The organism is Specibacter cremeus (assembly GCF_003946885.1).
GTDB classification, from domain to species: Bacteria; Actinomycetota; Actinomycetes; order Actinomycetales; family Micrococcaceae; genus Specibacter; species Specibacter cremeus.
On record NZ_RWKQ01000028.1, the window covers coordinates 23,971 to 48,406 of the forward strand.

At 74.1% G+C, this 24,436-nt stretch carries 20 protein-coding genes; 16 read left to right on the plus strand and 4 right to left on the minus strand.

The annotated features are described in order from the left end of the window. Nucleotides 1-6: 6 nt before the first annotated feature. From EJC77_RS12040 to EJC77_RS12125, 16 genes are all read left to right on the plus strand, one after another. Nucleotides 7-657, plus strand: a complete 651-nt coding sequence (locus EJC77_RS12040; protein ID WP_125612921.1) for a phage baseplate protein — start codon at nucleotides 7-9, stop codon at nucleotides 655-657. Then, nucleotides 654-1,490: a hypothetical protein gene (locus EJC77_RS12045; protein ID WP_125612923.1), complete on the plus strand. Its 837-nt coding sequence runs from the start codon at nucleotides 654-656 to the stop codon at nucleotides 1,488-1,490. Before EJC77_RS12040 ends, EJC77_RS12045 begins: the two co-directional genes overlap by 4 nt. After that, nucleotides 1,487-2,785 (plus strand): Pvc16 family protein, encoded by a 1,299-nt coding sequence (locus EJC77_RS12050; RefSeq protein ID WP_164520394.1) that lies wholly within the window; start codon nucleotides 1,487-1,489, stop codon nucleotides 2,783-2,785. Before EJC77_RS12045 ends, EJC77_RS12050 begins: the two co-directional genes overlap by 4 nt. Then, nucleotides 2,782-4,968: an ATP-binding protein gene (locus EJC77_RS12055; RefSeq protein WP_240630185.1), complete on the plus strand. Its 2,187-nt coding sequence runs from the start codon at nucleotides 2,782-2,784 to the stop codon at nucleotides 4,966-4,968. Before EJC77_RS12050 ends, EJC77_RS12055 begins: the two co-directional genes overlap by 4 nt. Next, complete coding sequence (locus EJC77_RS12060) at nucleotides 4,958-5,197, plus strand: hypothetical protein (protein ID WP_125612928.1); 240 nt, start codon at nucleotides 4,958-4,960, stop codon at nucleotides 5,195-5,197. Before EJC77_RS12055 ends, EJC77_RS12060 begins: the two co-directional genes overlap by 11 nt. Then, nucleotides 5,194-6,051 carry a hypothetical protein gene (locus EJC77_RS12065; RefSeq protein WP_125612930.1) on the plus strand — a complete coding sequence of 286 codons (858 nt, stop codon included), beginning with the start codon at nucleotides 5,194-5,196 and terminating at the stop codon, nucleotides 6,049-6,051. The genes EJC77_RS12060 and EJC77_RS12065 overlap by 4 nt, the downstream gene beginning before the upstream one ends. Nucleotides 6,052-6,059: 8 nt before the next feature. Beyond that, the gene (locus EJC77_RS12070; RefSeq protein ID WP_125612932.1) at nucleotides 6,060-6,551 is read left to right on the plus strand and encodes a hypothetical protein; all 492 of its coding nucleotides are present in this window, start codon (nucleotides 6,060-6,062) and stop codon (nucleotides 6,549-6,551) included. After that, nucleotides 6,548-7,393 carry a hypothetical protein gene (locus EJC77_RS12075; protein ID WP_125612934.1) on the plus strand — a complete coding sequence of 282 codons (846 nt, stop codon included), beginning with the start codon at nucleotides 6,548-6,550 and terminating at the stop codon, nucleotides 7,391-7,393. Before EJC77_RS12070 ends, EJC77_RS12075 begins: the two co-directional genes overlap by 4 nt. 27 nt (nucleotides 7,394-7,420) lie before the next feature. Beyond that, entirely contained in the window at nucleotides 7,421-7,888 is a 468-nt protein-coding gene (locus EJC77_RS12080) for a hypothetical protein (RefSeq protein ID WP_125612936.1), read from the plus strand. 2,080 nt (nucleotides 7,889-9,968) lie between these two features. Beyond that, complete coding sequence (locus EJC77_RS12095) at nucleotides 9,969-10,478, plus strand: phage baseplate assembly protein V (RefSeq protein WP_125612938.1); 510 nt, start codon at nucleotides 9,969-9,971, stop codon at nucleotides 10,476-10,478. A 34-nt stretch (nucleotides 10,479-10,512) separates the two neighbouring features. Beyond that, entirely contained in the window at nucleotides 10,513-10,836 is a 324-nt protein-coding gene (locus EJC77_RS12100) for a hypothetical protein (RefSeq protein ID WP_125612940.1), read from the plus strand. Further along, a complete protein-coding gene (locus tag EJC77_RS12105; RefSeq protein ID WP_205787211.1) occupies nucleotides 10,833-11,201 on the plus strand; it encodes a GPW/gp25 family protein in 369 nt (122 codons plus the stop codon). Before EJC77_RS12100 ends, EJC77_RS12105 begins: the two co-directional genes overlap by 4 nt. Further along, entirely contained in the window at nucleotides 11,198-13,762 is a 2,565-nt protein-coding gene (locus EJC77_RS12110) for a putative baseplate assembly protein (protein ID WP_125612942.1), read from the plus strand. Before EJC77_RS12105 ends, EJC77_RS12110 begins: the two co-directional genes overlap by 4 nt. Next, nucleotides 13,759-16,881 carry a putative baseplate assembly protein gene (locus tag EJC77_RS12115; protein WP_125612944.1) on the plus strand — a complete coding sequence of 1,041 codons (3,123 nt, stop codon included), beginning with the start codon at nucleotides 13,759-13,761 and terminating at the stop codon, nucleotides 16,879-16,881. Before EJC77_RS12110 ends, EJC77_RS12115 begins: the two co-directional genes overlap by 4 nt. Beyond that, nucleotides 16,878-19,100, plus strand: a complete 2,223-nt coding sequence (locus EJC77_RS12120; protein ID WP_125612946.1) for a hypothetical protein — start codon at nucleotides 16,878-16,880, stop codon at nucleotides 19,098-19,100. The genes EJC77_RS12115 and EJC77_RS12120 overlap by 4 nt, the downstream gene beginning before the upstream one ends. 9 nt (nucleotides 19,101-19,109) lie before the next feature. After that, on the plus strand, nucleotides 19,110-20,546 hold the full coding sequence (locus tag EJC77_RS12125; protein ID WP_125612948.1) for a DUF6519 domain-containing protein: 1,437 nt from the start codon (nucleotides 19,110-19,112) through the stop codon (nucleotides 20,544-20,546). A 170-nt stretch (nucleotides 20,547-20,716) separates the two neighbouring features. Here EJC77_RS12125 and EJC77_RS12130 read toward each other — a convergent pair whose 3' ends face one another. The 4 genes from EJC77_RS12130 to EJC77_RS12145 are packed head-to-tail and all read right to left on the minus strand — an operon-like array spanning nucleotide 20,717 to nucleotide 24,398. Beyond that, nucleotides 20,717-21,559 carry an ABC transporter ATP-binding protein gene (locus tag EJC77_RS12130; RefSeq protein ID WP_125612950.1) on the minus strand — a complete coding sequence of 281 codons (843 nt, stop codon included), beginning with the start codon at nucleotides 21,557-21,559 and terminating at the stop codon, nucleotides 20,717-20,719. Continuing rightward, nucleotides 21,552-22,550, minus strand: coding sequence for an ABC transporter ATP-binding protein (locus EJC77_RS12135; protein ID WP_125612952.1), 999 nt, complete (start codon nucleotides 22,548-22,550; stop codon nucleotides 21,552-21,554). The genes EJC77_RS12130 and EJC77_RS12135 overlap by 8 nt, the downstream gene beginning before the upstream one ends. Next, the gene (locus tag EJC77_RS12140; protein WP_125612954.1) at nucleotides 22,547-23,446 is read right to left on the minus strand and encodes an ABC transporter permease; all 900 of its coding nucleotides are present in this window, start codon (nucleotides 23,444-23,446) and stop codon (nucleotides 22,547-22,549) included. The genes EJC77_RS12135 and EJC77_RS12140 overlap by 4 nt, the downstream gene beginning before the upstream one ends. A 10-nt stretch (nucleotides 23,447-23,456) precedes the next feature. Next, the gene (locus EJC77_RS12145) at nucleotides 23,457-24,398 is read right to left on the minus strand and encodes an ABC transporter permease (protein ID WP_125612956.1); all 942 of its coding nucleotides are present in this window, start codon (nucleotides 24,396-24,398) and stop codon (nucleotides 23,457-23,459) included. Nucleotides 24,399-24,436: the final 38 nt, after the last annotated feature.

Below are 24,436 nucleotides of genomic sequence, written 5' to 3' on the forward strand. Positions count from 1 at the left end.
GCCGACGTGGCCGCGCCCGCAGTCCCCGCCCTGCTGGCGGTGTGGGAGCAGGGGCAAGACCAGTCGCCGACGTGGCGGGCCCTGGCGCTGCTGGGCGCCGCGACGCCGGAGGCCGACGGCGATGCGCTCGCCCGGTGGCCGCTCGGCCGCCGCGACGCGGCCCTGATGCGCCTGCGTGCGGACCTGTTCGGTGCGCGCGTGGAGGCGGTGGCCGCGTGCCCGGCCTGCGCCGAGGCGGTGGAGCTGTCGTTCGCGCCAACCGACATGGACGACGACGGCACGCCCGCGGGTGCCGCACCGGGCGCCGTGACGAGCGCCGACCTGCTGGCCGTGGCCGCCCTGCCGGCCGGGGAGCGGGCGCGCGCCATCGCGGACCGGCACGGGCCGGGGGAGGACTTCGCGGCCGTGGAGCGCCGACTGGCCGCGGCCGACCCGTTGGCCCGGCTCGAGGTGGCGCTGCACTGCCCCGCCTGCGGCCACGACTGGGTGGCCCCGTTCGACGTCGTCGGCTTCCTGTGGGCGGAGTTGCACCATTGGGCGCTGCGGCTGCTGCGCGACGTGCACACCCTGGCCCGCGCCTACGGATGGGCGGAGAAGGACATCTTGGCCATGCACCCGCACCGGCGCCGCCGCTACCTTGAGCTGGTGGCGTCGTGAACGGCTTCCTGGCCTCCCTGGTGGCACGGGAGATGCCGGACGCCGGGCAGCCGGGCCCGACGCAGGCGCCGGCCGTGGCCCCGCGTCTGCCGTCGCGCTTCGAGACGCCGCAAGGGCCCGAACCGTGGAGCGAGGAGGCGCCCGGCACAGCCGAGGCCGCCGGACACGACGGCGCGCCGGCCGACCCGCCGTGGCTCGCGAAGCCGGCCGCGCTCGAAGCGGCGGCCCGCGACGGCGGACGGCCGTCCCGGCGCCCCGAGGTGGGGCGGCCGGCCGACGACGCGGCCGGCCGGGCCGACGGCCCCGATGCCGGATCGGGCGCATCAGGGCTGTGGCCGCGCCCGGACGGCCTGGTGGAGGCGCCGCGGCGGCGCGGGGCGGCCGGCGGAGAGGTTGGCGGCGCACCCGATGGCGCGGCGGGCACGACCGCCGTGGACGGTGCGGCCGCCACCGGCGCGCGGACGCGTCCGATCGACACGGCCCCGGACGGGCCGCGCAACCCGGCCCGGGCCCAGGACCCGCCGATCGCGCCGCGGCCCGCCGCGCCGGCCTGGCCGGACACGAACACCGGCCCAGACACGGACACCGGCCCGGGGCGGGACGAGGCCGACGCCCGCCGTGCGGGCTCCTCGCGCCCCGTGCCGCCGCCCGGTTCCGCCGAACCCCGGGCGGCCGGCGACGGCGCCGCGGCCGGCGCCCCCGCCGTCGTGCATGTGAGCATCGGCCGGGTCGAGATCCGTGCCGTGCCCGCCCCGCCCCCGGCACGCCGGGCGGAGCCGTCCAAGCCGATGGGCCTTGACGAATACCTGCGCCGCCGGGGAGGCGCCCGGTGAGCAACACGCTGGCCATCGCCGCCACCACGAACGCCATCCGCAACCTGCTGCAGGCCCGGCTGCCGGCGCTCGACACGGAGTTGTCCGACCTCGACGTCACGACGCGCACGCCCGACACGGCACGCAAGGGGCTGGCCGGCACCTCGGTGAACCTGTTCCTGTACGAGACGGCCGTCAACCTGGGCTGGCGCAACCAGGACCTGCCGGCCCAGGTGCACGCCGGCGAGTCGGGCCGCCCGCCGCTGGCGCTGGACCTGCGGTACCTGCTCACGGCGTATGCGCGCGACGACGCCGACCAGGACGCCGTCAGCCACCGGGTGCTGGCCGCCGCCATGAGCGTGCTGCACGACCACCCCGTGCTGGGCGCGGACGAGCTGGCCGCCGCGCTGGCCGGCAACGACGTGGGCGGCCAGCCCGAGCGCGTGCGCATCACGCCGCTGCGCCACGGCGTCGAGGAGATTTCGAAGCTGTGGACCGCGTTCGCCACGAATTACCGGGTCTCGGCCGCGTACGAGGCGACCGTGCTGCTCATCGACAGCCGCACCCCGGCCGCATCCGCGCTGCCCGTGCTCACGCGCGGGGCGCAGGACACGGGCGTGCGGACGCTCTCCGGCGCCGCGGCCGTGCTCACGGCGCTCACGCCCGCCGACGGCCAGCCGGCCGCCCGGCTCGGCGAGACGGTCACGGTCGCCGGCACGGCGCTGGCCGTCGCGGACACCGTCGCCCTGTTCACGGCCCTGTACCGGCCGCCGGCGGGGGTGCCGGCACCGGAGCCGATCGAGTTGGCGCCCGGTGTCCCCTCCGGGGCCGTGGGCGTCACCGGCACACGGCTCGACGTCGCACTGCCGGACCAGGCGCACGACGCGACGGCCTGGGGGCGGTGGACGATCGGCTTCCACACGGTCGCCCTGGTCACCGCGCACCCCGGCCAGCCGGCCCTGGCCAGCAACGAGGCCGCGCTCGCGCTCGCCCCGCAGATCACCCGCACGCCCACGTCCGTGGCCGCCGGCGGCACGCTGACGCTCACGTGCGTGCCGCGCATCCGTCCCGGGCAGAGCGTGCTGGCGATCATCGGGGACCGGCAGGTGGTGCCGGCGTCGATCGTGAACCCGGCCCCGAACGACCCGAACCTCGACACGACGCCCACCACGCTCACGGTCACCGTGCCGGCGATGGACCCCGGCACCTACGTCGTGCGGCTGCGCGTCGACGGCGTGGACAGCATCCCCGTCATCCGTGCCGGGAGCCCGCCACTGCCCTCCTTCGACCCCGCCCAGCAGGTGACGGTCCCGTGAACGGCCCCCAGACCACGGCCCAGTCCACCGGTCAGCCCACGGCGCACGAGCCATGGCTGGCCGCCGCCACCACCCAGCTGGCCGACGCGCTTGCCGAGGTCAGGACCGCCCTGGAGCGGCTGGCCACGGCCGATGACGCCGGGCGGACGGAGACCGTGCCGAGGGGTGCCGGGCCGACGGGGCCCGAGGCCGCTCGCACGGGACTGCACGTGGCCGTTGCGGAACCCCGGCGCGGGTTGTTCCGGCGGCGCGAGGCCGGCACCGCGCCCGGCACCGTCTCCGGCCCGGCGCCCGCAGCCGGCACCCTGCCCGGCACCCTGCCCGCCGCCACGCCGGCCGCGCACGCCACCGGTCAGGACCTGCCGCTGGACGCGCTGTGCCGGGCGCTGGGCCTGACGGACTTCGAGCGGCGCACGATGCTGCTGTGCACGGCCATGGAGTTGGACACGCGCACGGCCGGGCTGTGCGCCCGGGCCCAGCACGACGACACCCGGCCGTTCCCCAGCTTCGGGCTGGCCCTGGGCACGTTCGACGACCCGGCGTGGGATGCGCTGTCGCCCGACCGGCCGCTGCGCTACTGGCAGCTGGTGAACGTCGACGATGATCCGGGCACGCCGCTGGTGAACCGGCGGCTGACCGTGGACGAGCGCATCGTGAACTTCCTCAAGGGACTGGTGCACCTGGACGTCCGGCTCGCCCCACTGCTGGTCGAGCTGGTGGCCGCCGGGTCCGGGCTGCCCGGCTCCCAGCTGGCCGTCGCGGAATCCGTGGCCGCCGCCGTCATGCGCGCCCGCGGCGAGGCCGGCCAACTGGTCGTGCAGCTGCTCGGGCGGGACACGTCTAGCAAGGAACTGGTCGCCGCGCACGCCGCCCGCGCCCTGGGCCTGCGGCTGTTCAAGGCCGGCGCCGACGCGCTGCCGACCACGGCGCCGGCGCTGGAGACGGCCACGCGGCTGTGGCGCCGCGAGACGCTGCTGGCGCCGGTGTGCCTGTACCTGGATGCGACCGAGCTGGACCCGGCCGATCCGGATGCCGCCGTCGTTCGCCAATGGCTCGGCCGCGGCGGCGGGCTCGTGTTCCTCGGCACGCGGGACCGCTGGCCGCGGGCCGGCACGCTCTCCTTCGAGGCGGCCAGGCCGACGACGGCCGAACAACGGCAGGCGTGGATGGCCGGGATCGGCGGCGGGGACCTGCCCGCCCGGCTCGCCGGGCAGTTCGACTTCAGCCTGGCCACGATCGGGGACCTGGCCCAGTCGGCCGATGCCGCCGACGCCTCCGGCGACGGGCGCCGGCTGTGGGCCGCGGCGCTGGCGCGGGCCCGGCCGGCGCTGGACCGCCTGGCCGAGCGCATCGACGCCAAGGCCACCTGGGACGACCTGCAACTGCCGGCCGAGCAGACCGCCCTGCTGCACCAGATCGCCGGCCAGGTCGCCGCCCGCGGCACCGTGTACGGCGACTACGGGTTCGCCGAACGGATGAACCGCGGGCTGGGCATCAGCGTGCTGTTCACCGGCGAGAGCGGCACGGGCAAGACCATGGCCGCCGAGGTGCTGGCCAACGACCTGGGGCTGCTGTTGTACCGGGTGGACCTGTCCGCCGTCGTCAGCAAGTACATCGGCGAGACGGAGAAGAACCTGCGCCGGCTCTTCGACGCGGCCGAGGACGGCGGCGCCATCCTGTTCTTCGACGAGGCCGACGCCCTGTTCGGAAAGCGCAGCGAGGTCAAGGACAGCCACGACCGCTACGCCAACATCGAGATCAACTACCTGCTCCAGCGCGTGGAGGCGTTCCGCGGGCTGGCCGTGCTGGCCACGAACCGCAAGGACAGCCTCGACCAGGCGTTCCTGCGCCGGCTGCGGTTCATCGTCACGTTCCCCTTCCCGGCCCCGGCGCAGCGCAGGGCCATGTGGGAGCGCGCGTTCCCGGCCGCCACGAAAGTGACCGGGCTGGACCACGAGCGCCTGGCCCGGCTGAACGTGACCGGCGGGTCCATCGCCAACATCGCGCTCAACGCGGCGTTCCTGGCCGCCGGAGCGGACGGCACGGACCGGGGCACCGTGACCATGCCGCTCGTGCTGGCGGCCGCGCGCAACGAATTCCGGAAACTGGACAAGCCGCTGGGCGAGGCGGGCCTGTCGCTGCCGGTGGAGCCTGTGGGGGAGGGGGCCGGCCATGGAGTTTGAGGTGCGCATCGACCGGCTCATCGTCGAGGGGGTGCCGGTGGGCGACGCCGGCGCCCTGCGGGCCGCCGTGGCGGCGGCGTTGGCCCGGCGGCTGGCCGGCGCCGACGCCCCTGGACCCCGCGCCGACGCCGCCCGCCGCGCCCCCGACATCGCGTACGACGGCGGGACGTCGCCGGCCGAGCTTGGCGGCCGGATCGCGGCGGCCATCGTGGAAGGGATCTGGCCATGAAGCAGCTTTCGACGGTGCAACGCCCCCGCCACGCCGACGCGGCGCACGTCCCCGCACGGGCCCCCGGATCGTCTCCCGCGCGCCGCACGGCCCCCACCATATCCGCCGGCACCGACTATTCGCGGGTCGCGGCCGGCGGCAAGGCCATGAGCACCACCGGATCCGGGAAAATCGACTTCTCCTACGTCCCGGAGCCGGGCGACAAGAGCACCAAGATCCTGTTCCTGCAGGTCATGCAGGAGAAGCTCGACGGCACGCCGGTCAAGCCGGGCAAGATCGACCCGGCATTCACCTACCAGGACGCCTACACGACGGCCGACTTCTACCACGTGGACTCGCCGACGCCCGGGGAGAAGGACCCGTTCATGAACGGCGACGACCCGGTCGACTTCGGCGTGCAGGGCAACGCCGTCGCCAAGCCGGCGGTTCCGGCCGCCGCCAGCGACACACCGAACGCGACGGACGGCATGATCCCGGCCGGCTCGTCGCAGATCAACTGGGACTTCCGCACCGCCGCGTTCAGCGCCGCCGGCGAGGACGCCGGCACCTACTACGGCTACTCCGACTGGGCCTACGAGAAGCAGCGCGGCATCGCCTCGACGACGCGGATCATCGGCACCAAGACCGGTGCGCCGGGCAGCAAATTCGACGCGGCCGTGAAGCTGTTCAACGACGTCAAGGGGTTCAAGATGCCTGGCAGGGGCGGCGCCAGCCTGCTGGGCGGCATCGTCGGCGGGCTGCTGGGCGGGCTGGCCGGCGGGCTGCTCGGCCTGGCGCTGGGCGGGGTGGGCGGCGCCGTGATCGGCGGCATCCTCGGCGCGGTCGGCGGCGGACTGGCCGGGGCGTTCGGGTAGGGGCGGCCATGGACCACGACGACACCCCGCACCCGCTGGACGCGCTGGCCGCCGCCACCCCCCGGGACCTGCGCGCGCTGCAGGCCCGGCTCACCCCCGTCGGCCCGCGCAAGGCGCCCGTGCCCTCCCTCGTGTTCTCATCCTTTTACCACCTGGTGGACCCAGACTGGTTCGCCGCCCCGCCGCTGGACCCCGCCACCGTGCTGACCTTCACCGCCGCACCCGCGGAGCTGGCCGACGTCGTCCACGCCCTCGCCGCCGCACCGTTCGCCCGGCAGGGGCGGGCCGCCGCACCGCTGCTGGCCATCGACCTGGTGCTGCGCCATTCACGCGCCGGCGACATCGACGCCGGCCTGGTGCTGGCCGGCCCGGCCGCCCGGGACGCGGTGCGGGCCGTCACCGACGCGCTGTCCCCGGCCAACGGCGTGGGTCGCGACGTCATGGCGCTGTTCACGGCGGCCGCGTTCGCCGGCGGCCCCGAGCCGGGGGAACGGCCATGAGCACCGCGCACATCGCCGCGCGCCGGCTTCGGGCCGCTGCGCCACCCGTGTCGGCGCCCGCACACCGAACAGCACCCACCGCGCAGGCCACGTCGACCGGCAGGGACTACTCGCGCATCCCGTCGAGCCGGCCCGGGAAGGCCATGAGCGCCACCGGGGCCGTCAACTTCGACTACACGCCGGAGCCGGGGGACAAGAGCACCAAGATCGTCTTCATCCAGGTGATGCGCGAACGCCTGGACGGCAAGCCCTGCAAGCCCAGCACGATCCTGCCGGAGTACAGCTACCAGGACGCGGACACCACCAACGGCTTCCACCACGTCGACTACAAGCAGGGAGAGAAGGACCCCTACTACAACGGCGATGACCAGGCCTACGACGTCGGCGTCCAGGGCAATGCCATGGCCCGGCCCCCGGTAACCGCCCACTCCTGGGACGCCCCCGGGCTGGGCGACGACGACCTCCCGGCCGGTGCGACCACGGTGAACTACGACTTCCGCACGGCCGCGTTCAGCGCCGCGGGCGAAGATGCCGGCACCTACTACGGCTACGCGGACTGGGCCTTCGAGAAGCAGCGCGGCATCGCCTCGACCACCAAGGTCATCGGCAACAGGACCGGCGGGCCGGGGGGCAACTTCATCGCGGCGGTCAGGTTGTTCAACCGGAACCGGGGCTTCGCGATGCCCGGCGAGGGTGGCCGCCTCCTGGGCGGAATCATCGGCGGCGTGCTGGGCGGGCTGGCCGGCGGGCTCCTCGGTTTCGGGCTCGGCGGCGTGGGCGGTGCGGTCCTCGGCGGCGTGCTCGGCGCCGCGGGCGTCGGCTTGGCGTTCGGGTTCGGCTAGGGGCCCACGATGACTCAGGGAGACCTCATGACAGACCCGTTCCTGGTGGACCTGCTCGGCCCCGCGTCGCCCCGCGACGTGCGCGCGTTGCAGGTCAAGCTGACCCATGTCGGGGCGCAGAAGAAACCGGTCCCCTCGGTGGTGTTCGCCTCCTACCACCACCTGGTCGACATGGCGTGGTTCGTCCCGCTGGAGGATCCGGCCCTCTCGTACGCCAACGATCGGGCCGGGCCGTTCACCTTTGCCGTCTCACCCGATGAGATGCTGGGGGTGGCCAGGCGGATCGCCGCGGCCCCCTTCGCCCGCACCGGGCGGCCGCCGGTGCTGGCGCTCGCCCTGGCGCTCAGGGAATCCCGGCTGGGCGAGGTGGGCCGGGAATTCATCCTGGCCGGGCCGGCCGCGCGGGACGCCGTGCGGGCCGTCACCGACGCACTGTCCCCGGCCAACGGCGTGGGCCGGGACGTCATGGCGTTGTTCGCCGGGGCCCTGCCATGACGCCCGCCCCGATCTCCCCGCGCCTGGCCCGGGCCGGCATCGTGCTCATCGACCCGGACACGTCGGCCGTGCTGCGCGTCATCGCGCTGCAGTACAACCCGGACACCCTCTCGCGAACCCTGCAGGTCCACGCCGCCGGCACCGACACCCCGGACCGGTCCGAACCGCTGCGCATCAAGGGCCCGCCCACGGAGACCATCAAGCTCGACGCCGAGATCGACGCGACCGACCAGCTCGAACTCGGCGCCGGCACGGGGACAGGCATCTTCGGCCAGCTGGCCGCGCTCGAGACGCTCGTCTACCCGACCAGCGCCGCGCTGGACGCCAACAACGCCCGCCAGCAGGCCGGGCAATTGGAGATCCTGCCCATGGAGGCGCCGCTGCCGTTGTTCGTGTGGAGCCGCAACCGCGTGCTGCCGGTACGCCTCACCGACTTCTCCATCACCGAGGAGGCATTCGACGTGGACCTCAACCCGATCCTGGCGAAGATCAGCCTGGGCATGCGCGTGCTCACCGTCGACGACACCGGCTTCGCGCACAAGGCCGGTGCGCTGTTCATGAGCTACCTGCGGCAGAAGGAGCGGCTGGCCGCCGCCGCCCNCCAGCCAACCGCTCGGCACGCTCGGGATCACGGGGGTGCCCTGATGGCCGCGAACTTCCCGCCCACCAGCCGCTACGCCGGCACCGACACGGCCGTCTGGACGACGCCGGACGGCACGCCCATCGCCTACCTGCGCCGGCGCTTCGCGCCCCAGCCGGACCAACTGGCCCCGGCCGGTACGCATACGGTCGTGCAGGGCGACCGGCTGGACAACGTGGCCGCCGCCGCCCTCGGCGACCCGGAACTGGCGTGGCGCCTCGCCGACGCGAACCGGGCCATGGACCCGGACGAGCTGTGCNGCCATGCCGGGCCGCATCCTGCGCATCACGCTGCCCTTCGGCATGCCGGGGGTGGGCTGATGACCGGCTCCGTGCAGATGACGCTCATGATCGGCCCCGGCATTCCGGCGCCGGTGCCGCAGGCCGTGCTCGACGCGCTCACCGGCATCGAGGTCACGTCCCGGGACACGAGCGTGAGCGCGTTCTCCCTCGCGTTCACGCTCGGCAACAACTCCCCGCTGCCCACCGTGTTCCTCGTCGCCGGCGGCAGCCCCCTCCCGATCGTGCGCGTCATCGTGGCCGTCACCGTCAACGGCACCCCGCTCGTGCTGATCGACGGCGTCGTCACCCAGACCCAGGTGCTGCCGGGCGCCGACGCCGCCCACTCCGTCCTACAGGTCACCGGCGAGGACCTGACCACCCTCATGGACAAGGTCGACCTGACCGGGCTGCCCTACCCGGCCATGCCGGCCGAGGCCGCCGTCGCGCTCGTGCTGGCCAAGTACGCGGCCCTGGGCGTCGTGCCCATGATCATCCCGTCCATCATGCTGGACGTGCCGCTCCCCACGAGCCGCATCCCGGCCCAGCAGGGCACCGACCTGAAATACGTCACCGCGCTGGCCGAGAAGGTCGGCTACGTGTTCTACCTGGTTCCCGGCCCGCTGCCCGGCGCCAGCATCGCCTACTGGGGTCCGAAGGTGAAAACAGGACCGGTGCAGCACGCGCTGAACCTGGACATGGACGCGTACACGAACGCCTCCGTCACGTTCACCTACCACCCCCAGGCGCGCAGCCTGCCCCAGGTATACGTCCAGGATGAGACGACCCACGTGCCCGTGCCGATCGTGCTGCCGGACATCACGCCGCTGAACCCGCCGCTGGGCCTCATCGCACCACCGCCCTCGGACATCACGCGGCTGCCCGAGACGGCCAAGTACACCCCCACCCAGGCCATCCTCATCGGCCTGGCGCACGCCGCCACGTCGGCCGACGTCGTCACGGGCGAGGGCAGCCTCGACGTGCTGCGCTACGGCCGCCCGCTCATGCCGCGCGGACTTGTCGGGGTCCGCGGGGCCGGCACGGCGTTCGACGGCCTGTACTACGTCGCCGAGGTCAAGCATTCGATCAAGCGCGGCGAATACCGGCAAAGCTTCCAATTGGCCCGCAACGGCCTCGTCTCCACCGTCCCGGGGGTGCCCGCATGAGCGAGAAGTACTACGGCAAGTACCGCGGCACGGTCGCCGTGAACGCCGACCCGCAAAAGCGGGCCCGCATCCAGGCCATCGTGCCGGACGTCTCCGGGCTCGTCCCCGGCAGCTGGGCCATGCCGTGCCTGCCGCTGGTGGGCAAGTCCATGGGCTCCTACATGGTCCCGCAGATCGGCGCGGGCGTGTGGATCGAATACGAACAGGGCGATCCGGACTTCCCGATCTGGACGGGCGGGTTCTGGGGCAGCGCCGCCGAGGTCCCGGCCGCCGCGCTGGCCGGCAACCCGGCCAGCCCCAGCATCGTGTTCCAGACCGGCCTGCAGAACGGGCTCACGATCAGCGACCTGCCCGGCCCCACCGGCGGCATCCTGATCAAGAACAACACCGGCGCCATGATCGCCGTCAGCGACACCGGCATCACCATCAGCAACGGCCAGGGCGCAACGATCACGCTCACCGGCCCCATCGTCAGCATCAACAACGGGGCGCTCGCCGTCAAGTGAGGCGTGCGCCGTACTTTCGAGGAAGGGGGATCGGATGCCCGGATTCCTGCTCCATGTGGGCGCCACGGTCCTGTGCGCGCACGGCGGCCAGGCCCAGCCCACGGTGCCGAACCCGCACGTGAGCGTCGGCGGCCAGCCCACGGTCACCGTCGCCGCCGGGTACCTGGTTGCCGGCTGCGCGCTGCCGCCGCCGCCCGCCGGCAACGGACCGTGCGTGAGCGCCCAATGGACGACGGCGGCGACCCACCTCACGTCGGACGGCTCGCCCTTGCTGCTGGCCGACAGCCAGGCCGTCTGCGCCCCGACGGGCACGCCGCTGGCCGTCACGCTCACACAGTTGCGCGCCACGGGGATGTGAGCGCCGTGGACATCGACTTCCCGCTCCACTTCGACCCGCTCGGCCACACGGCCGCAACCACGTCCGAGGACCATCTGCGGGACATGATCGAGCAGTTCCTGTTCACGAACCCGGGCGAGCGCGTCAACCACCCCGACTTCGGCAGCGGGCTGCTGCACCTGGTGTTCGGCCCGAACAGCCCGGAACTGGCCGCCGCCGTGCAGTTCACCGTCCAGGCCGGGCTGCAGCGCTGGCTCGGCGACGTGATCGACGTCCAGGCCGTCGAGGTCGACAGCGTCGACGCGTCCCTGCACGTCACCGTCAGCTACGCGCCCAAGGGCGGCGAGACGCGGACCGGCACGTTCACGACGGGAGGCGCGCCATGACCGGAACCGGCGCCCCCGACAACACCCCCACCAATGGCATCGCCTACGTGGAGGTCTCCGACGACCAGCGGTCGGTGAGCGTGCACTTCCTGGCCGCCGTGCCGCCGCTCGCCGACGTCGACCACCCCGACGGGCTGCGGCCGGCCAATGTGCGCATCACCGGCGGCGAGCGGATCACCTCCATCACGGTGCGCTCGCTCGCCGTGGGCGCCGACGGCATGGACGGCGATCCCGACGCCGAGGCGTGCCTGGACGTCACGGTCGAGCCGCCCGGCGACTTCTCCTGCTATGAGCTGTGCATCGGCGCCGTCGACGAAACCGGTGCGTGGGGGCCGTACCCCGGCTTCGACCCGCGCTACGGCTGCGCGTCGTTCTCGTTCAAGGCCGGCTGCCCGTCCGACCTCGACTGCGCGCCGGCCTGCCCGGCACCCCCGGCCCAGCCGCCGTCGCCCACCATCGACTACCTGGCCAAGGACTACGCGAGCTTCCGGCAACTCATCCTCGACCGGATGGCCGTCACCATGCCGCAGTGGCGCGAGGCGCACCTGGCCGACGTCGGCGTCGCGCTCGTCGAGGTCCTGGCCTACGCCGCCGACCAGCTCAGCTACCACCAGGACGCGGTCGCCACGGAGGCGTACCTGGGCACGGCGCGGACGCGCATCTCGGTGCGCCGGCACGTGCGGCTCGTCGACTACGTGCTGCACGAGGGCCTGAACGCGCGCGCCTGGGTGACCGTGTGGACCGGCCAGGACACCCCGCCCGTGCCCGCCGAGGCGCTGTACTTCATCACGGCCGGCGCGGGCCCGGGGGCTGCCGTCGGAACGGTGCTCACCGACGACGCCGTGCGGGCGCTGCCGCCGGGCTCGTACCGCGTGTTCGAACCGGCCGGGTATGCCGGGACGACGCTGCAATTCCTGGCCGCGCACAGTGAGATCGACCTGGCCGTGCCCGACGCCGGATGCGCCCCGGCCGCGCTGCCGGCCGGCGCCACGCGCGCCACGCTCGTCGACAAGGCGCTGTGGCGCGCCGCCAACCCGGACGCCGAACCGCCCGTCTCATGGCGGGACGGCCCGCCCATCCCGGCCGCGCCGCTGGCCCTGGCGGCCGGCGACGTGCTCGTGTTCGAGGAGGTGCGCGGCCCGGCCACCGGCAACCCGGCCGACGCCGACCCGGCGCACCGGCAGGCCGTGCGGCTGACCCGCGTCACCGCGCCCGCGCCCGGCGGCTGGCTCGTCGGCGTCGACTGGGACCCGGCCGACGCACTCGCGTTCCCGCTGTGCCTGGCCGCCCGCCGGCCCGCGCCGGACTGCGACGACGTCTGGCGGGTGTCCGTGGCCCGCGGCAACGTGCTGCTCGTCGACGACGGGTCCACCGTCACCGATCCGCCCTGGCCGCCCGTGCCGGTCGACACCGTCACCGGCGAGTGCGCCTGCCCCGGCGCCGTGCTGGAGCTGACCGAGGTGCCCGAACCGATCACGCCGGCGCTGGCCGGCGCGCCGCTGACGTTCACCGATCCGGTGCCCTCATCCGGGCCCGCCGCGCTGGCCTTCGCCCGCGACCCGCGGGCCGCCCTGCCGCAGCTGGGCGTGCTGTTCGACGGCGCGCCCGACGCCGGCAGCTGGCTCCCGCGCCCGGACCTGCTGGAGAGCGGGCCGACCGACCGGCACGTCGTCGTCGAGATGGACGACGACGGCACCGCGCACCTGCGCTTCGGTGACGGCACGCTCGGCCGCCGGCCGGCCGCCGGGGCCGTGGGCACGCCGTCGTACCGGGTCGGCAACGGCACGGCCGGCAATGTCGGCGCCGGCGCCATCGCGTTCCTCGCCCTGCGCAACGCCTCGTGGAGCGGCCTCGACGTGCGCCCGCGCAACCCGCTGCCGGCCGCCGGCGGGCTGGAACGCGAACCGGTCGCCGAGGCCAAGCTCATGGCGCCGCAGGCGTTCCGGCAACAGAAGCTGCGCGCCATCACGGCCGCCGACTACGCCGAGCTCGCCCAGACGCCCCTGCCGCGCCCGCCGCGGCTGCAGGCGGCCGCCGCCGAGCTGGCCTGGACCGGCAGCTGGTACGAGGCGCGCGTGGGCGTCGACCCGCTCGGCACGGAGACGCCCACGCCGGCGCTGCTGGCCGAGGTCGCCGCAGCGCTCGAACCATTCCGGCGCATGGGCCACGACCTGGCCGTCGTGCCGGCCGCCTACGTGCCACTGGACGTCGCGTTGAGCGTGTGCGCGCTGCCCGGGTACCTGCGCGCCGACGTGCGCGCCGCGCTGCTGCGGCTGCTGGGCGCCGGCGTACGACCCGACGGCGGCCCTGCCCTGTTCAACCCGGACGCGCTCACGTTCGGCGGCGGCGTGCGCGTCTCGGCGCTGGTGGCCGCCGCCGCGTCCGTGGCCGGCGTCGAGAGCGTCGTCGTGACCCGGTTGCGGCGCCTGTTCGGCCGCGACGACGGCGCGCTGGCCGCCGGCATCCTGGCCGTCGGGCCCATGGAGGTGCCGAGCTGCGACAACGACCCGGACTTCCCCGAGCACGGCCGGCTGTCCCTTTCGATCGGAGGTGGACGATGAGCTCCCAGCCATGCGCCGGATGCACGCGAGGCTGCACCGCCGGCTGCCCTGGCGTCTGCACCGCCACGGCGCCGGCCACGCCCGCGCCCACGGCGAACCCGCCCGGGCAGCCGCAGCTGTCCTACCGGGTCGGCACGGCCCCGCGGTTCCTGGCCGCCATGCTGGCCCGGCTCTCCAGCGCCGACCACCCGGAGCTGGCCGCGCTGGCCACGCGCGAGCCCGACGACCCGGCCATCTCGCTGCTGGACGCGTGGTCGGTCGTGGCCGACGTGCTCACGTTCTACCAGGAGCGCATCGCCAACGAGGGCTACCTGCGCACGGCCACCGAACGCCTGTCCATCGGCGGGCTCGCCGGCCTCGTCGGCTACCGGGTGCGCCCCGGCGTCGCCGCGAGCACGTACCTGGCCTACACGATCGACGCGACCGCCGGCCCCGTCACCATCCCGGCCGGCGCCGCCGTCAACAGCGTGCCCGGCCCCGGCGAGACCATGCAAACGTTCGAGACGTCCGACGACCTGGACGCCCGGCCGGCGTGGAACCTGCTCGGCCCGCGCCTGTCCCGCCCGCAGACCGCAGGCTCCATTCTCGCCGGCTCCCTGTACCTGGCCGGCACGGCGACGAACCTCTCCGCCCGGGACCCGCTGCTGCTCGACCTCGGCGCCGGCGCGCTGACCCCGGCCCGCGTGCACACGCTCACGCCCGATCCGGCCCACGACCGCACCCTGGTGACGCTCACCGACTGGTACGGGAACGCGCTGGCCGGCTCCGTGCTCGGGCCGGCCGTTGACGCCGTCGCGTCCGCGTTCGGCGGCGCGCCCGAGAGCGCCACGGCGCAGCGCGTCGCCGACCTGCTGGCCGGCCTGGCCGCCCGCGCCGAATCCGGGCATACGCTGGCCGGCCACCTGCGCGCGACGGTGTTGCCGGTCCTGCGCGAGGAACTGGCCGTGGCCCGGGACCACGGCTACCAGCGCCTCGTGCCGCTGCTGGAGGCCACGCTCGCGCAGACCGAGCGCCTCGGCGCACTGCTGGCCGGCATGCGGGCCGTGGCCCCCGCGTTCGAGGCGGAGGGTGGGCTGGACCGTTTGCTGGCCTCCCTGCGCGTGCCGCCGTCGGTGCCCCCTGCCGGCCCGCGGCAGCTGTCACGCTCGTACGCCGGCACGTTCGCCGGCGGCCGTGACGTGTACCCGAAGCTGCTGGCCAGCCTGTTCACGGACCTGGCCCCCGTGCTGTATCAGGCGCTGGCCGCCGCCGTCGTCAGCGCCGGCACCGGCCTGCACGTCTACGCGCTGCGCGACGCGGCGTCCCTGTTCGGCCACAACGCGCCGCTCGAGCTCACCGCCACGACACCCGCTCCCATCTTGCAGGAGTGGGACCTGGCCAGCGACGAGGTGCCGGCACAGGCGCACCTGGACGCCGCCTACGACGGTGTGGAGCCGGGCAGCGCCGTCGTCGTCTCCCGGATCCGCCCGGTCGACGGCGGGACGGACGCCGCCGTGCTCGTGTGCACCGTCAAGGACGCCGTCACCGTCTCGCGCAGCGCGTACGGCATGTCGGGGCGGTCCACGACGCTGACGCTCGACCCGCCGTGGTGGAACCCGTCCGTGCCCGTCATCGGGGTCGCCGCACCGCAGGCGGCCGAACCGATCGACGTCATGGGCACACTGCGGGCCAGCACGGTGTACGGTCGGCAGGAGGAACTGGCGTTGGCGGACGAACCCGTCACCGACGACGTGGCCGGCAACACCCTGGAACTCGACGGGCTCTATGACGGGCTCGTGCCCGGGCGGTGGGCCACGGTCGAGGGCGTGCGAACGGACACGCCCGGCACGGCCGGCGTGCACGCCGCCGAGCTCGTCATGCTCGCCGGCGTCGAACAGTCCGTGGCCGGCGACCCGGCCGCCGGCCAGACGGACGCGGGCGAGTCGCTGCACACGTTCCTCACGTTCGCCGCACCGCTGGCGTACACGTACGCGCGCGAGTCCGTGCGCGTGCACGGCAACGTGGTGCATGCCACGCACGGGGCCACGCACGCCGAGGTCCTCGGCGGCGGCAACGCGGCCGTGCCGCTGCTCACGTTCACGCTGAAGGCCGCACCGCTGACGCTCGTGGCCGCCCCCACCCCGGCCGGGACGGCCGGCACGCTCGTGGTGCGCGTCGACGACGTCGCGTGGGCGCAGGCGCCCGGGCTGGCGTTCATGGGGCCCGGCGACCGGTCCTACCTGACCGGGACCGACGACGCCGGCCACGTGAGCGTCACGTTTGGCACCGGCGCGCGCGGCCAGCGCCCGCCCACCGGCGTCGACAATGTGCGCGCCGTGTACCGCAGCGGCCTCGGCACACCCGGCAACGTGCGGGCCGGGCAGCTGAGCCAGCTGGCCACCCGCCCGCTGGGCGCCACCGCCGTCGTGAACCCGATCCCGGGCACCGGCGGCGCCGACGCCGAGCCGCGCGACGTGGCACGCGCGAACGTGCCGCTGGCCGTGGCCGCCCTCGACCGGCTCGTGTCCGTGCCGGACTACGCCGACTTCGCGCGCACGTTCGCAGGCGTCGGGAAGGCCAGCGCCGCGAAGCTCACGGATGGGCGCCGGCAGCTGGTGCAGGTGACCATCGCCGGCGCGGCCGACATCCCCATCGATGCGACGAGCGACCTGTACCGCAACCTCGTCGCGGCGCTGCACGCGTTCGGCGACCCGCACCTGCCCCTCCGCGTCGTGGTGCGTGAGCCGCTGGCCCTCGTGCTCAGCGCCGGCGTGCACGTGCGCCCCGGCCGGGATTGGAACACGGTCGAACCGGCCGTGCGGGCCGCGCTGCTGGACGGGTTCGGCTTCGACGCGGCCGGCCTGGGCCGCAGCGTGGCCACGAGCGCCGTCATCGCGGCCATGGCCGCCGTGCCCGGCGTCGACTACGTCGACCTGGACGTGTTCCAGGCGCTCGACGCGGACGCGCTGGCCACCGGCCTGGGCGACCTCGGCGGCGCCGCGCCGCCGAGCGCGCCGGTGGGCCGGCGGGTCACCGTGCTGCCGGACCGGTTCGACGCCGGCGCGCTCCACCCGGCCCAGCTGGCGTGGCTGCGTCCTGACGTGCCGGACGCGCTGATCCTGAACGAGGTGCGGCCATGAGCAGGAGCCGGGACTACCTGTACGAGCTGCTGCCGGCCGTGTACCGGATGCGTGACGCCGACGCCGGCTTCCCCCTGCGGGCCCTGCTGCGCGTGGCCGGCGAACAGCTCACCGTGCTCGACGACGACATCGCGGCACTGTACGCGAACTGGTTCGTCGAGACGGCCGCGGATTGGGTGGTGCCGTACCTGGGCGACCTGGTCGGTTACCGTCCCGTGCCCGCGGCCGCCGGCCATCTCCCGGTGCGCAGGGACGTGGCGCACACCATCAACCACCGGCGGCGCAAGGGCACGCTGGCGCTGCTGGACGAGCTGGCCGGCGACGTGGCCGGCTGGCCCGGCCACGCCGTCGAGTTCTATCGGCTGCTGGGCTGGACGCAGCACGTCAACCACGTCCACCCGGACCGCGGCGGCACGGCCGGCCTGCGCCGGACCCGTGCGCTGGAGCGGCTGGGCGGACCGTTCGACACGATGGCGCACACCGTCGACGTGCGCTCGCCCGTGTCCGTCCATGCGCGCGGCCGCTTCGACATCGGCTCGCTTGGCCTGTTCGTGGCCCGGCTGGGCGCCTACCCGGTCACGGACGCGCCGGCCTGCTGCGTGGAGAAGGAGGGCGCCCAGTGCTTCACGTTCAGCGTGCTCGGCAACGACGCGCCCCTGTTCTCGATTCCCGGTACGGGGCCCGGGCTCGAGCTGCCCGGCCCGATCGGCCGGCGGGCGTTCGAGCAGCGGACCTCCCTGCACCCGCCCCAGGCGAGCGCATCGCCGTCGTACTACGGGCCGAGCATGTCCGTCTCCGCCCCCGGCTGGGCAGGGCAGGTGGGGGACGCGATCCCGGCCGGCAACGTGATCCCGGCCGACCTGTCCGACTGGCACGCCTACCGGCCGGCGCGCGGCACGGTGCTGCTCGATCCGGTCCGCGGCCGGCTCGTGTTCCCGGCCGGCTCGCCGCCCAAGAGCGTGTCCGTCACGTACCACTACGGGTTCAGCGCCGAGATGGGCGGCGGCGAATACCACCGCATGTTCCCCCAGCCGGCCGGTGCCCGCGTGTACCGGGTGCGCAAGAACACCGGGCCGGGCGAGTACGGGCAGGTCATGGCCGCCTACGCGCAGTGGACGGCCGACCGGGCCGTGCCCGACCCGGGCACCGGCGTGCCGCCCCGCGCGGCCGTCATCGAGATCATGGACAGCCGCGCCTACGAGGAACGCTTCGAGTTCGCGCTGACCCCGGGGGAGAGCCTGCAACTTCGCGCGGCCGACGGCGCCCGGCCCGTGCTGCGCCTGCTCGACTACCGCGTGGACCAGGCCGACCCGTTCTCCATCACCGGCGGCGACGCGGCCCGGTTCACGCTGGACGGGCTGCTCGTCGTCGGGCGCGGCCTGGCGGTCAACGGCCCGGCGGCCCGACGCGTAGGTCCGGACGAGGATCCGACCGCCGGCGGCGACCTGTGCGACGTGACCATCCGGCACTGCACGCTGGTCCCCGGCTGGAATTTGGACTGCGACTGCGCCCCGCAGCGCCCGGAAGAGCCCAGCCTCACGCTGGACGGCACGGCGGCCAGCGTGCGCATCGAGCACAGCATCCTCGGCGGCATCGCGGTGCAGGCCGCCGAGCCGGTCGACCTGCGGGCCGCGCCGCCGCGGATCGTGCTGTCGGACAGCATCGTCGACGCGACCGACCCGGCCGGCCAGGCCGTCGGCGACCCCACCGGGCGGACCGCGTTCATCGCCCTGTCCATGGCCCGCTGCACCGTCATCGGCGACGTGCTGGTGCACGTGCTCGACCGGGCCGACGACACCATCTTCCTGGGTCCGCTGCGGGTGGCCCGCCGCCAGCTCGGCTGCGTGCGCTTCTGCTACCTGGCCCCGGGCACGCGGGCGCCGCGGCGCTTCCACTGCCAGCCGGACCTGGCCCGGCAGGCCGCCGCCGACCTGCTGGCGGCGACGGGCCAGCCGGTCGATCCGGCGGCGCTGGCCGCCGCCCAGGACCGGGCGGCGCTGCGCGTGCGGCCCACGTTCACGAGCCTGCGCTACGGGGCCCCCGCGTATGCCCAGCTGGGCCCCGGCTGCGCGGTCGAGATCAGCACCGGCGCCGGTGACGAGGCGGAGCTGGGCGCTTTCCACGACCTGTACCAGCCGCAGCGCGCGGCCGGCCTGCGCGCCCGCCTTGACGAGTACACGGCCGCAGGCTTCGAGACCGGCATCTTCCACACGAGTTAGGGGCGCATCATGAAGGGCGACTTCTCCCGGGACACGTTCGACCCGGCCAACCACTACACCCGCGTGCTCATTCAGCAGGGGCGCGTCCAATTGGACGCGGACCTCAACGAGCAGGCCGCCATCACGCGCCACCACCTGCAGACCCTGGCCGCGGACCTCATCGGCCCGCACGGCGGCCCTGTGGCCGATCTGGGCTTTGCCGTCATCACCGACCCCAAGGACGTCGCGGCGCTGAGCGATGCGTACGGCCGGCCCTTGGACCCGGCCCTGCTCGCCCGGCTGCAGAATGGATTGGGCCGCGGTGACTTCGTCATCGGCACGGGCCGCTACTACGTGGCCGGGGCGCTGTGCGAGAACGACACCCCGCTGCTGTACAGCGACCAGGCCGGCTACCCGTTCGACGCCGCGAGCACACCCGACGCGCTGCGCGGGGCCGGCGAATTCCTCATCTACCTCGACGTGTGGGAACGGCACCTGGGCTACGCGGAGGCCGCCGAGCTGCGCGAGGTGGCGCTCGGCGGCCCGGACACGGCCGGGCGGGCCCAGCTGTCGTGGCAGGTGCGCATCCTGGTGGTCGGGTCCACTGGGGTCGGGTCCACCGGGCAGGCCGCCGCCCCGGCCGCGCTGGCCGCGCTCGCCCCGCCCACGGTCGCGTCGCTGCGGGCCCGGGCGAAGGCGCCGGACACGTCCACCGACGCCTGCCAGATCGACCCGGCCGCCAGCTACCGCGGGCTCGAGAACCAGCTGTACCGGGTCGAGGTCCACGACCCCGGCACGGCCGCCGGCGGGGCCACGTTCAAATGGTCGCGGGAGAACGGCTCGGTCGTCATGGGGCTCGCCGGCCCGCCCGCCGTGGATGCGGCCGCGAACACGACGACGGTCGAGCTGCTCACGTTGGGCCGGGACGAGAACCTGGGCCTCGTCGTCGGCGGCTGGGTGGAGCTGGTCGACGACGGCTACACCATCCGGCACGACGCGGCCGCGCTGTTGCGCGTGCACTCGATCGAGCCCGACTCGCTCACGGTGCTGCTGGAGGGAGCGCCGGCGGCGGGGGTCGGCGTCGATGATACGGCCCATCCGCTGCTGCGCCGCTGGGACCAGGGCGACGGGGCCGGCCCGGACGGCACCGTGGCGATCGTCGAGTCGGCCGACCCCACGACCGGCTGGCTGGACCTGGAGGACGGCGTGCAGGTGCAGTTCGTGCCCGGCTTCCTGCCCGGCGGCACCAACACGTACCGCACCGGGGACTACTGGCTCATCCCGGCGCGCACCGCGACCGGCGACGTGGACTGGCCGGGGGAGGCGGCGCTGGCTCCGCAGGCGTTGCCGCCGCACGGGGAAACGCACGACTACGCGCCGTTGGCGGCCGGGAGCATCAACGCGGACGGCATGCTGACGCTCACCGCGCCGGACCTGCGCCGCCGGTTCGGGCCGTTGGCCCAATAGGTCCGGCTGACGATCCCGCCCGATCGCCGAGGCAGATGGAAACCTGCGAGGTAGACTGTGGATCACGTCTACCTCGAGAGTTTCCGTCTACCTCGGCGCGGGCTCCAGGCCATTACCCCCAGTGGTCGAGGGCGGAGGACAGGCTCAATCACCGGGGGGTCTCGACAGGCTCACCTCGCGGCGGGAACCGGCTGGTCCCGACGCTGCGGAACCCAGCCCGGACGCGGCACCGCCGCCCGCAGCTGCCGCGTGTAGGCATGCTGCGGGTCGGCCAGCAACCGCGGCGTCGGTCCCTCCTCGACGATGCGCCCGTTGCGCAGCACGATGGCCCGGTCGCTGATCTGATTCACCACGGCCAGGTCGTGGGAGATGAACAGGTAGGCCAGGCCCCGCTCTTCGCGCAGGTCGGCCAACAGGTTCAGGACCTGCGCCTGCACGGACACGTCCAGCGCCGCGACGGCCTCGTCGAGGATCAGGATCTTCGGGTCCAGCGCCAGCGCGCGGGCGATGGCCACCCGCTGCCGCTGGCCACCGGAGAGCTGGCGCGGATAGAGGTCGCCGTGGCGGGCCAGCAGCCCCACGGCCTCGAGCAGGTCGTCCACGACCGCCCCGCGAGACGCTGCGGGGACGCCGCGCAGGGCCAGGCTGTCGTGGACGATCGTGCGCACCCTGCGCCGGGGGTCGAGGGAAGAGTACGGGTCCTGGAACACGATCTGCAGTTCCCGGGCCCGCTTCCTGCGCTCGCCGCGGCCGGGGCGGCGGTGGTCGCGCACGCGCCCGCAGACGGTGATCTCGCCGCCCGTTGGAGTCTCCAGGCCCATCAGCATCCGTGCCACGGTCGTCTTGCCGGAGCCGGACTCGCCGACGATGGCCAGCGACTCGCCGGCGGCCACGTCGAAGCCGACGCCGTCGACCGCCGTCGTGAAGGCGCCGCGCCGGCTCGGATCCGGGAACCGCTTGGACAGGCCCCGGACGGACAGGACGGGTGTGCGTTCGAGCGTCGATTCAGCCATGGACGCTCACCTCCTCAATCGTGGTGGGCAGACTTCCGGCCAGCTCGGCCGCCCGGTGGCAGGCGACCATGGTCCCGCCCGATTCCCGGGCCTCGGGCCGCTCCCGCTCGCACGCCGTCTGCGCATGCGGGCAGCGCGGGGCGAAGGCACAGCCCGGCCCGGCCTCGAACGCGGCGACCGGCCGGCCGGGAACCACCGGGAGGCGGGTGGCGCGCAGGTCGATACTGGGCCGGGACACCATCAGCCCGCTGGTGTACGGATGCCCAGGGCGTTCCTGCAGTCCCGTGGAATCCGCCGTTTCGACCAATCGGCCGGCGTACATCACCGCGGTCCGGTCACAGGTGGCCGCGGCCAGCTCCAGATCGTGGGTGATGAACAACAGCGCCAGTCCCCGTTCGCGCCGCTGTTCGGTCAGGATCGCCATGACGTCCGCCTGCGAGGTCACGTCCAGGGCAGTCGTCGGCTCGTCGGCCAGGATCAGCGCCGGTTCGGCCGCGAGGACGCTGGCGATCATGACCCGTTGCAGCAGGCCGCCGGACAGTTCGTGGGGATACTGGCGCAGCCTCCGCGCGCCGTCGGAGACGCCGACCTCGTCCAAGATGGCCAGGACTCGGCGCCGCGCCGCATCCGGCCGTTGCCGGCGCTCGAGGACCAGGGGTTCGACCAGGAAGTCGCCGATGCTGCGCACCGGATTGATATGCGCCCGGGGATCCTGGAAGATCATGCCCACGCTGCGCCCCCGGAACTGGCGCAGGGCCCGGCCCCGCAATCCGGGCACATCGTGCCCGGCGACGCGGACCGAGCCGCTCACCCGCAACCCGTCGGCGGTCAAGGCGATGAGCGCGCGCGCCGTGAGCGACTTCCCCGAACCGGATTCTCCGACGACACCCAGCGCCTCGCCGGAGTCGATGTGGAACGAGACGTCGTCGACGAGCCTGCCGACCGGGGCGTCGATGCACAACCCCTTCACGTCAACGAGATGATCGTTCATCGCAGTTCTCCTGCCTGTTCGGTGAGCCGGTCGCTGACGACCGTGATGGCGGCGACGAAGGCGGCGATCAGCACGGCGGCCGCCAACGCCTCGGTGGGATAGCCCCGCAACGCCGTGTCAATGCCCGATTTGACCATCAGGCCCCAGTCGGTGGCCGGCGGCTGGACGCCCAGGCCCAGGAAGGAGATGGCCGCAATGTCCACGACGGCCAGGCCGAGCGCGGACACGGCCTGCGCCATGATCATGGGGGCCAGATTCGGCAGCAGGTGCCGCAGACAGATGGACAGCCCGCTGCGGCCGGTGACCCAGGCCGCATCGATGTAGGGCAACGCCCGCTCGCGCAGGGCCGCACTGCGCACGACCCGGGCCACGTACGGTGTGTAGGCGATGGACAGGCCGATGACGACGCCCGGCAACCCGGGGCCGGCGATGGCCACGGTCACCAGCGCGAACACGATCCCGGGCACCGCGAACAAGACGTCGAGGACGCGCGAGACGACCATGTCGACGCGGCCGCCGGCATAGGCTGCGAGCAGGGCCAGCGCCGTGCCGGCGGCCGTGGACACCGCGATCACCAGGATCGGGCCGACGAGCGTGATCCGGGAGCCGACGATGAGCCGCGAGAGCGTGTCCCGGCCCAAGGCGTCGGTGCCCAGCCAGTGCGTGGCGCCGGGTCCGGTGAGCGCGTTCGCCAGGTCCGGGGCGGTCGGGTCGAAAGGGGCGATGACGGGGGCGAATGCGGCGACGAGCACGAGAACCGCCAGCAATGCCGCGGCGACGGTGCCCGAGGCGCCGAGCCGGCGGCCGGTGCGCGCGGCGACGGCGAGCACCGGGGTGCGTCGCCGCGTCGCCGGGCCTGCCTCGAGGCGCCCGGTCGGGGGTGAGATGACTGACATCGGGGGCTCCTTAGGCCTTGATCCGGGGGTCGACGAGCAGGTAGATGACATCCACGATCGTGTTGATGACGATGAACGTGACGACGAGAAGCAGGACGAGGGCTTGGACGACGACGAAGTCGCGTTGCAGGATGGCCCGCACCAGCAGCGAGCCGAGTCCGTCGACGGCGAACACGGACTCGACGACGACGGCCCCGGCCACCAATGAGGCCACGGTCAGGCCTGCCACCGTCACGACCGGGATGAGCGCGTTGCGCACCACATGGCGCGTGATGACGCGGCTCTCTCCCAAACCGCGTGCACGCGCCGTCTCCACATGGTCGCGGGCCAGTTCGCCCCGCGTGGCGGCCCGGGTGATCCGGCCCAGAAAGGCCGCGCCGCCGCCGGCCAGGGCAAGGGCCGGCAGCGTGAGGTGCCATACGGTGTCGGCGAAGCCGCGGCCCGCGCCGAACACCGGGAACCAGCCCAGGGACAGGGCGAAGACTAGGATCAGCAGGACGCCGACGACGAACGGCGGGGTCGACAACGCCACCGTCATGCCGCCGCGAAGTGTCGCGTCGACCCAGCCGGGCCGCAGGGCCGCGAGCAGGCCGATGGCGACGCCGACGATGAGGATGATGACCGACGCGTAACCCACCAGGGCCGCCGTGGTCGGGATGCGCGCCCCGATCAGGGCCGCCACATCCTGGCGGTAGACGATCGACTGGCCCAGGTCCCCGTGCAGGATGCCGCCCAGCCAGGCCGCGTACCGGGTGAGGAACGGGTCGTCGAGATGGTACTGGGCCCGAATGGCCGCGATCTGCTCCGGGGTCCCGCTGCGGTTGCCCAGTAAGAACGAGATGGGCGAGCCGGGGGCCAGGTAGAGCAGGCTGAAGACGAGAAATGAGGCGGCGAAGAACACCACGACAAGGCCCGCCAGGCGTTTGGACACGAACTTCAGCCACGGGTTCATGGGGTGTCACTCCTTCGACAGTTCGGCTTCGGGCGGCG

Excerpts from the sequence above, each read along its gene's own strand:
- EJC77_RS12075 (WP_125612934.1), top strand. The coding sequence starts at position 6,548 with ATGAGCACCGCGCACATCGCCGCGCGCCGGCTTCGGGCCGCTGCGCCA.
- EJC77_RS12130 (WP_125612950.1), bottom strand. The coding sequence starts at position 21,559 with ATGGCTGAATCGACGCTCGAACGCACACCCGTCCTGTCCGTCCGGGGC.
- EJC77_RS12070 (WP_125612932.1), top strand. The coding sequence starts at position 6,060 with ATGGACCACGACGACACCCCGCACCCGCTGGACGCGCTGGCCGCCGCC.
- EJC77_RS12115 (WP_125612944.1), top strand. The coding sequence starts at position 13,759 with ATGAGCTCCCAGCCATGCGCCGGATGCACGCGAGGCTGCACCGCCGGC.
- EJC77_RS12110 (WP_125612942.1), top strand. The coding sequence starts at position 11,198 with ATGACCGGAACCGGCGCCCCCGACAACACCCCCACCAATGGCATCGCC.
- EJC77_RS12145 (WP_125612956.1), bottom strand. The coding sequence starts at position 24,398 with ATGAACCCGTGGCTGAAGTTCGTGTCCAAACGCCTGGCGGGCCTTGTC.
- EJC77_RS12095 (WP_125612938.1), top strand. The coding sequence starts at position 9,969 with ATGAGCGAGAAGTACTACGGCAAGTACCGCGGCACGGTCGCCGTGAAC.
- EJC77_RS12120 (WP_125612946.1), top strand. The coding sequence starts at position 16,878 with ATGAGCAGGAGCCGGGACTACCTGTACGAGCTGCTGCCGGCCGTGTAC.
- EJC77_RS12125 (WP_125612948.1), top strand. The coding sequence starts at position 19,110 with ATGAAGGGCGACTTCTCCCGGGACACGTTCGACCCGGCCAACCACTAC.
- EJC77_RS12060 (WP_125612928.1), top strand. The coding sequence starts at position 4,958 with ATGGAGTTTGAGGTGCGCATCGACCGGCTCATCGTCGAGGGGGTGCCG.
- EJC77_RS12100 (WP_125612940.1), top strand. The coding sequence starts at position 10,513 with ATGCCCGGATTCCTGCTCCATGTGGGCGCCACGGTCCTGTGCGCGCAC.
- EJC77_RS12135 (WP_125612952.1), bottom strand. The coding sequence starts at position 22,550 with ATGAACGATCATCTCGTTGACGTGAAGGGGTTGTGCATCGACGCCCCG.
- EJC77_RS12065 (WP_125612930.1), top strand. The coding sequence starts at position 5,194 with ATGAAGCAGCTTTCGACGGTGCAACGCCCCCGCCACGCCGACGCGGCG.
- EJC77_RS12140 (WP_125612954.1), bottom strand. The coding sequence starts at position 23,446 with ATGTCAGTCATCTCACCCCCGACCGGGCGCCTCGAGGCAGGCCCGGCG.
- EJC77_RS12080 (WP_125612936.1), top strand. The coding sequence starts at position 7,421 with ATGACAGACCCGTTCCTGGTGGACCTGCTCGGCCCCGCGTCGCCCCGC.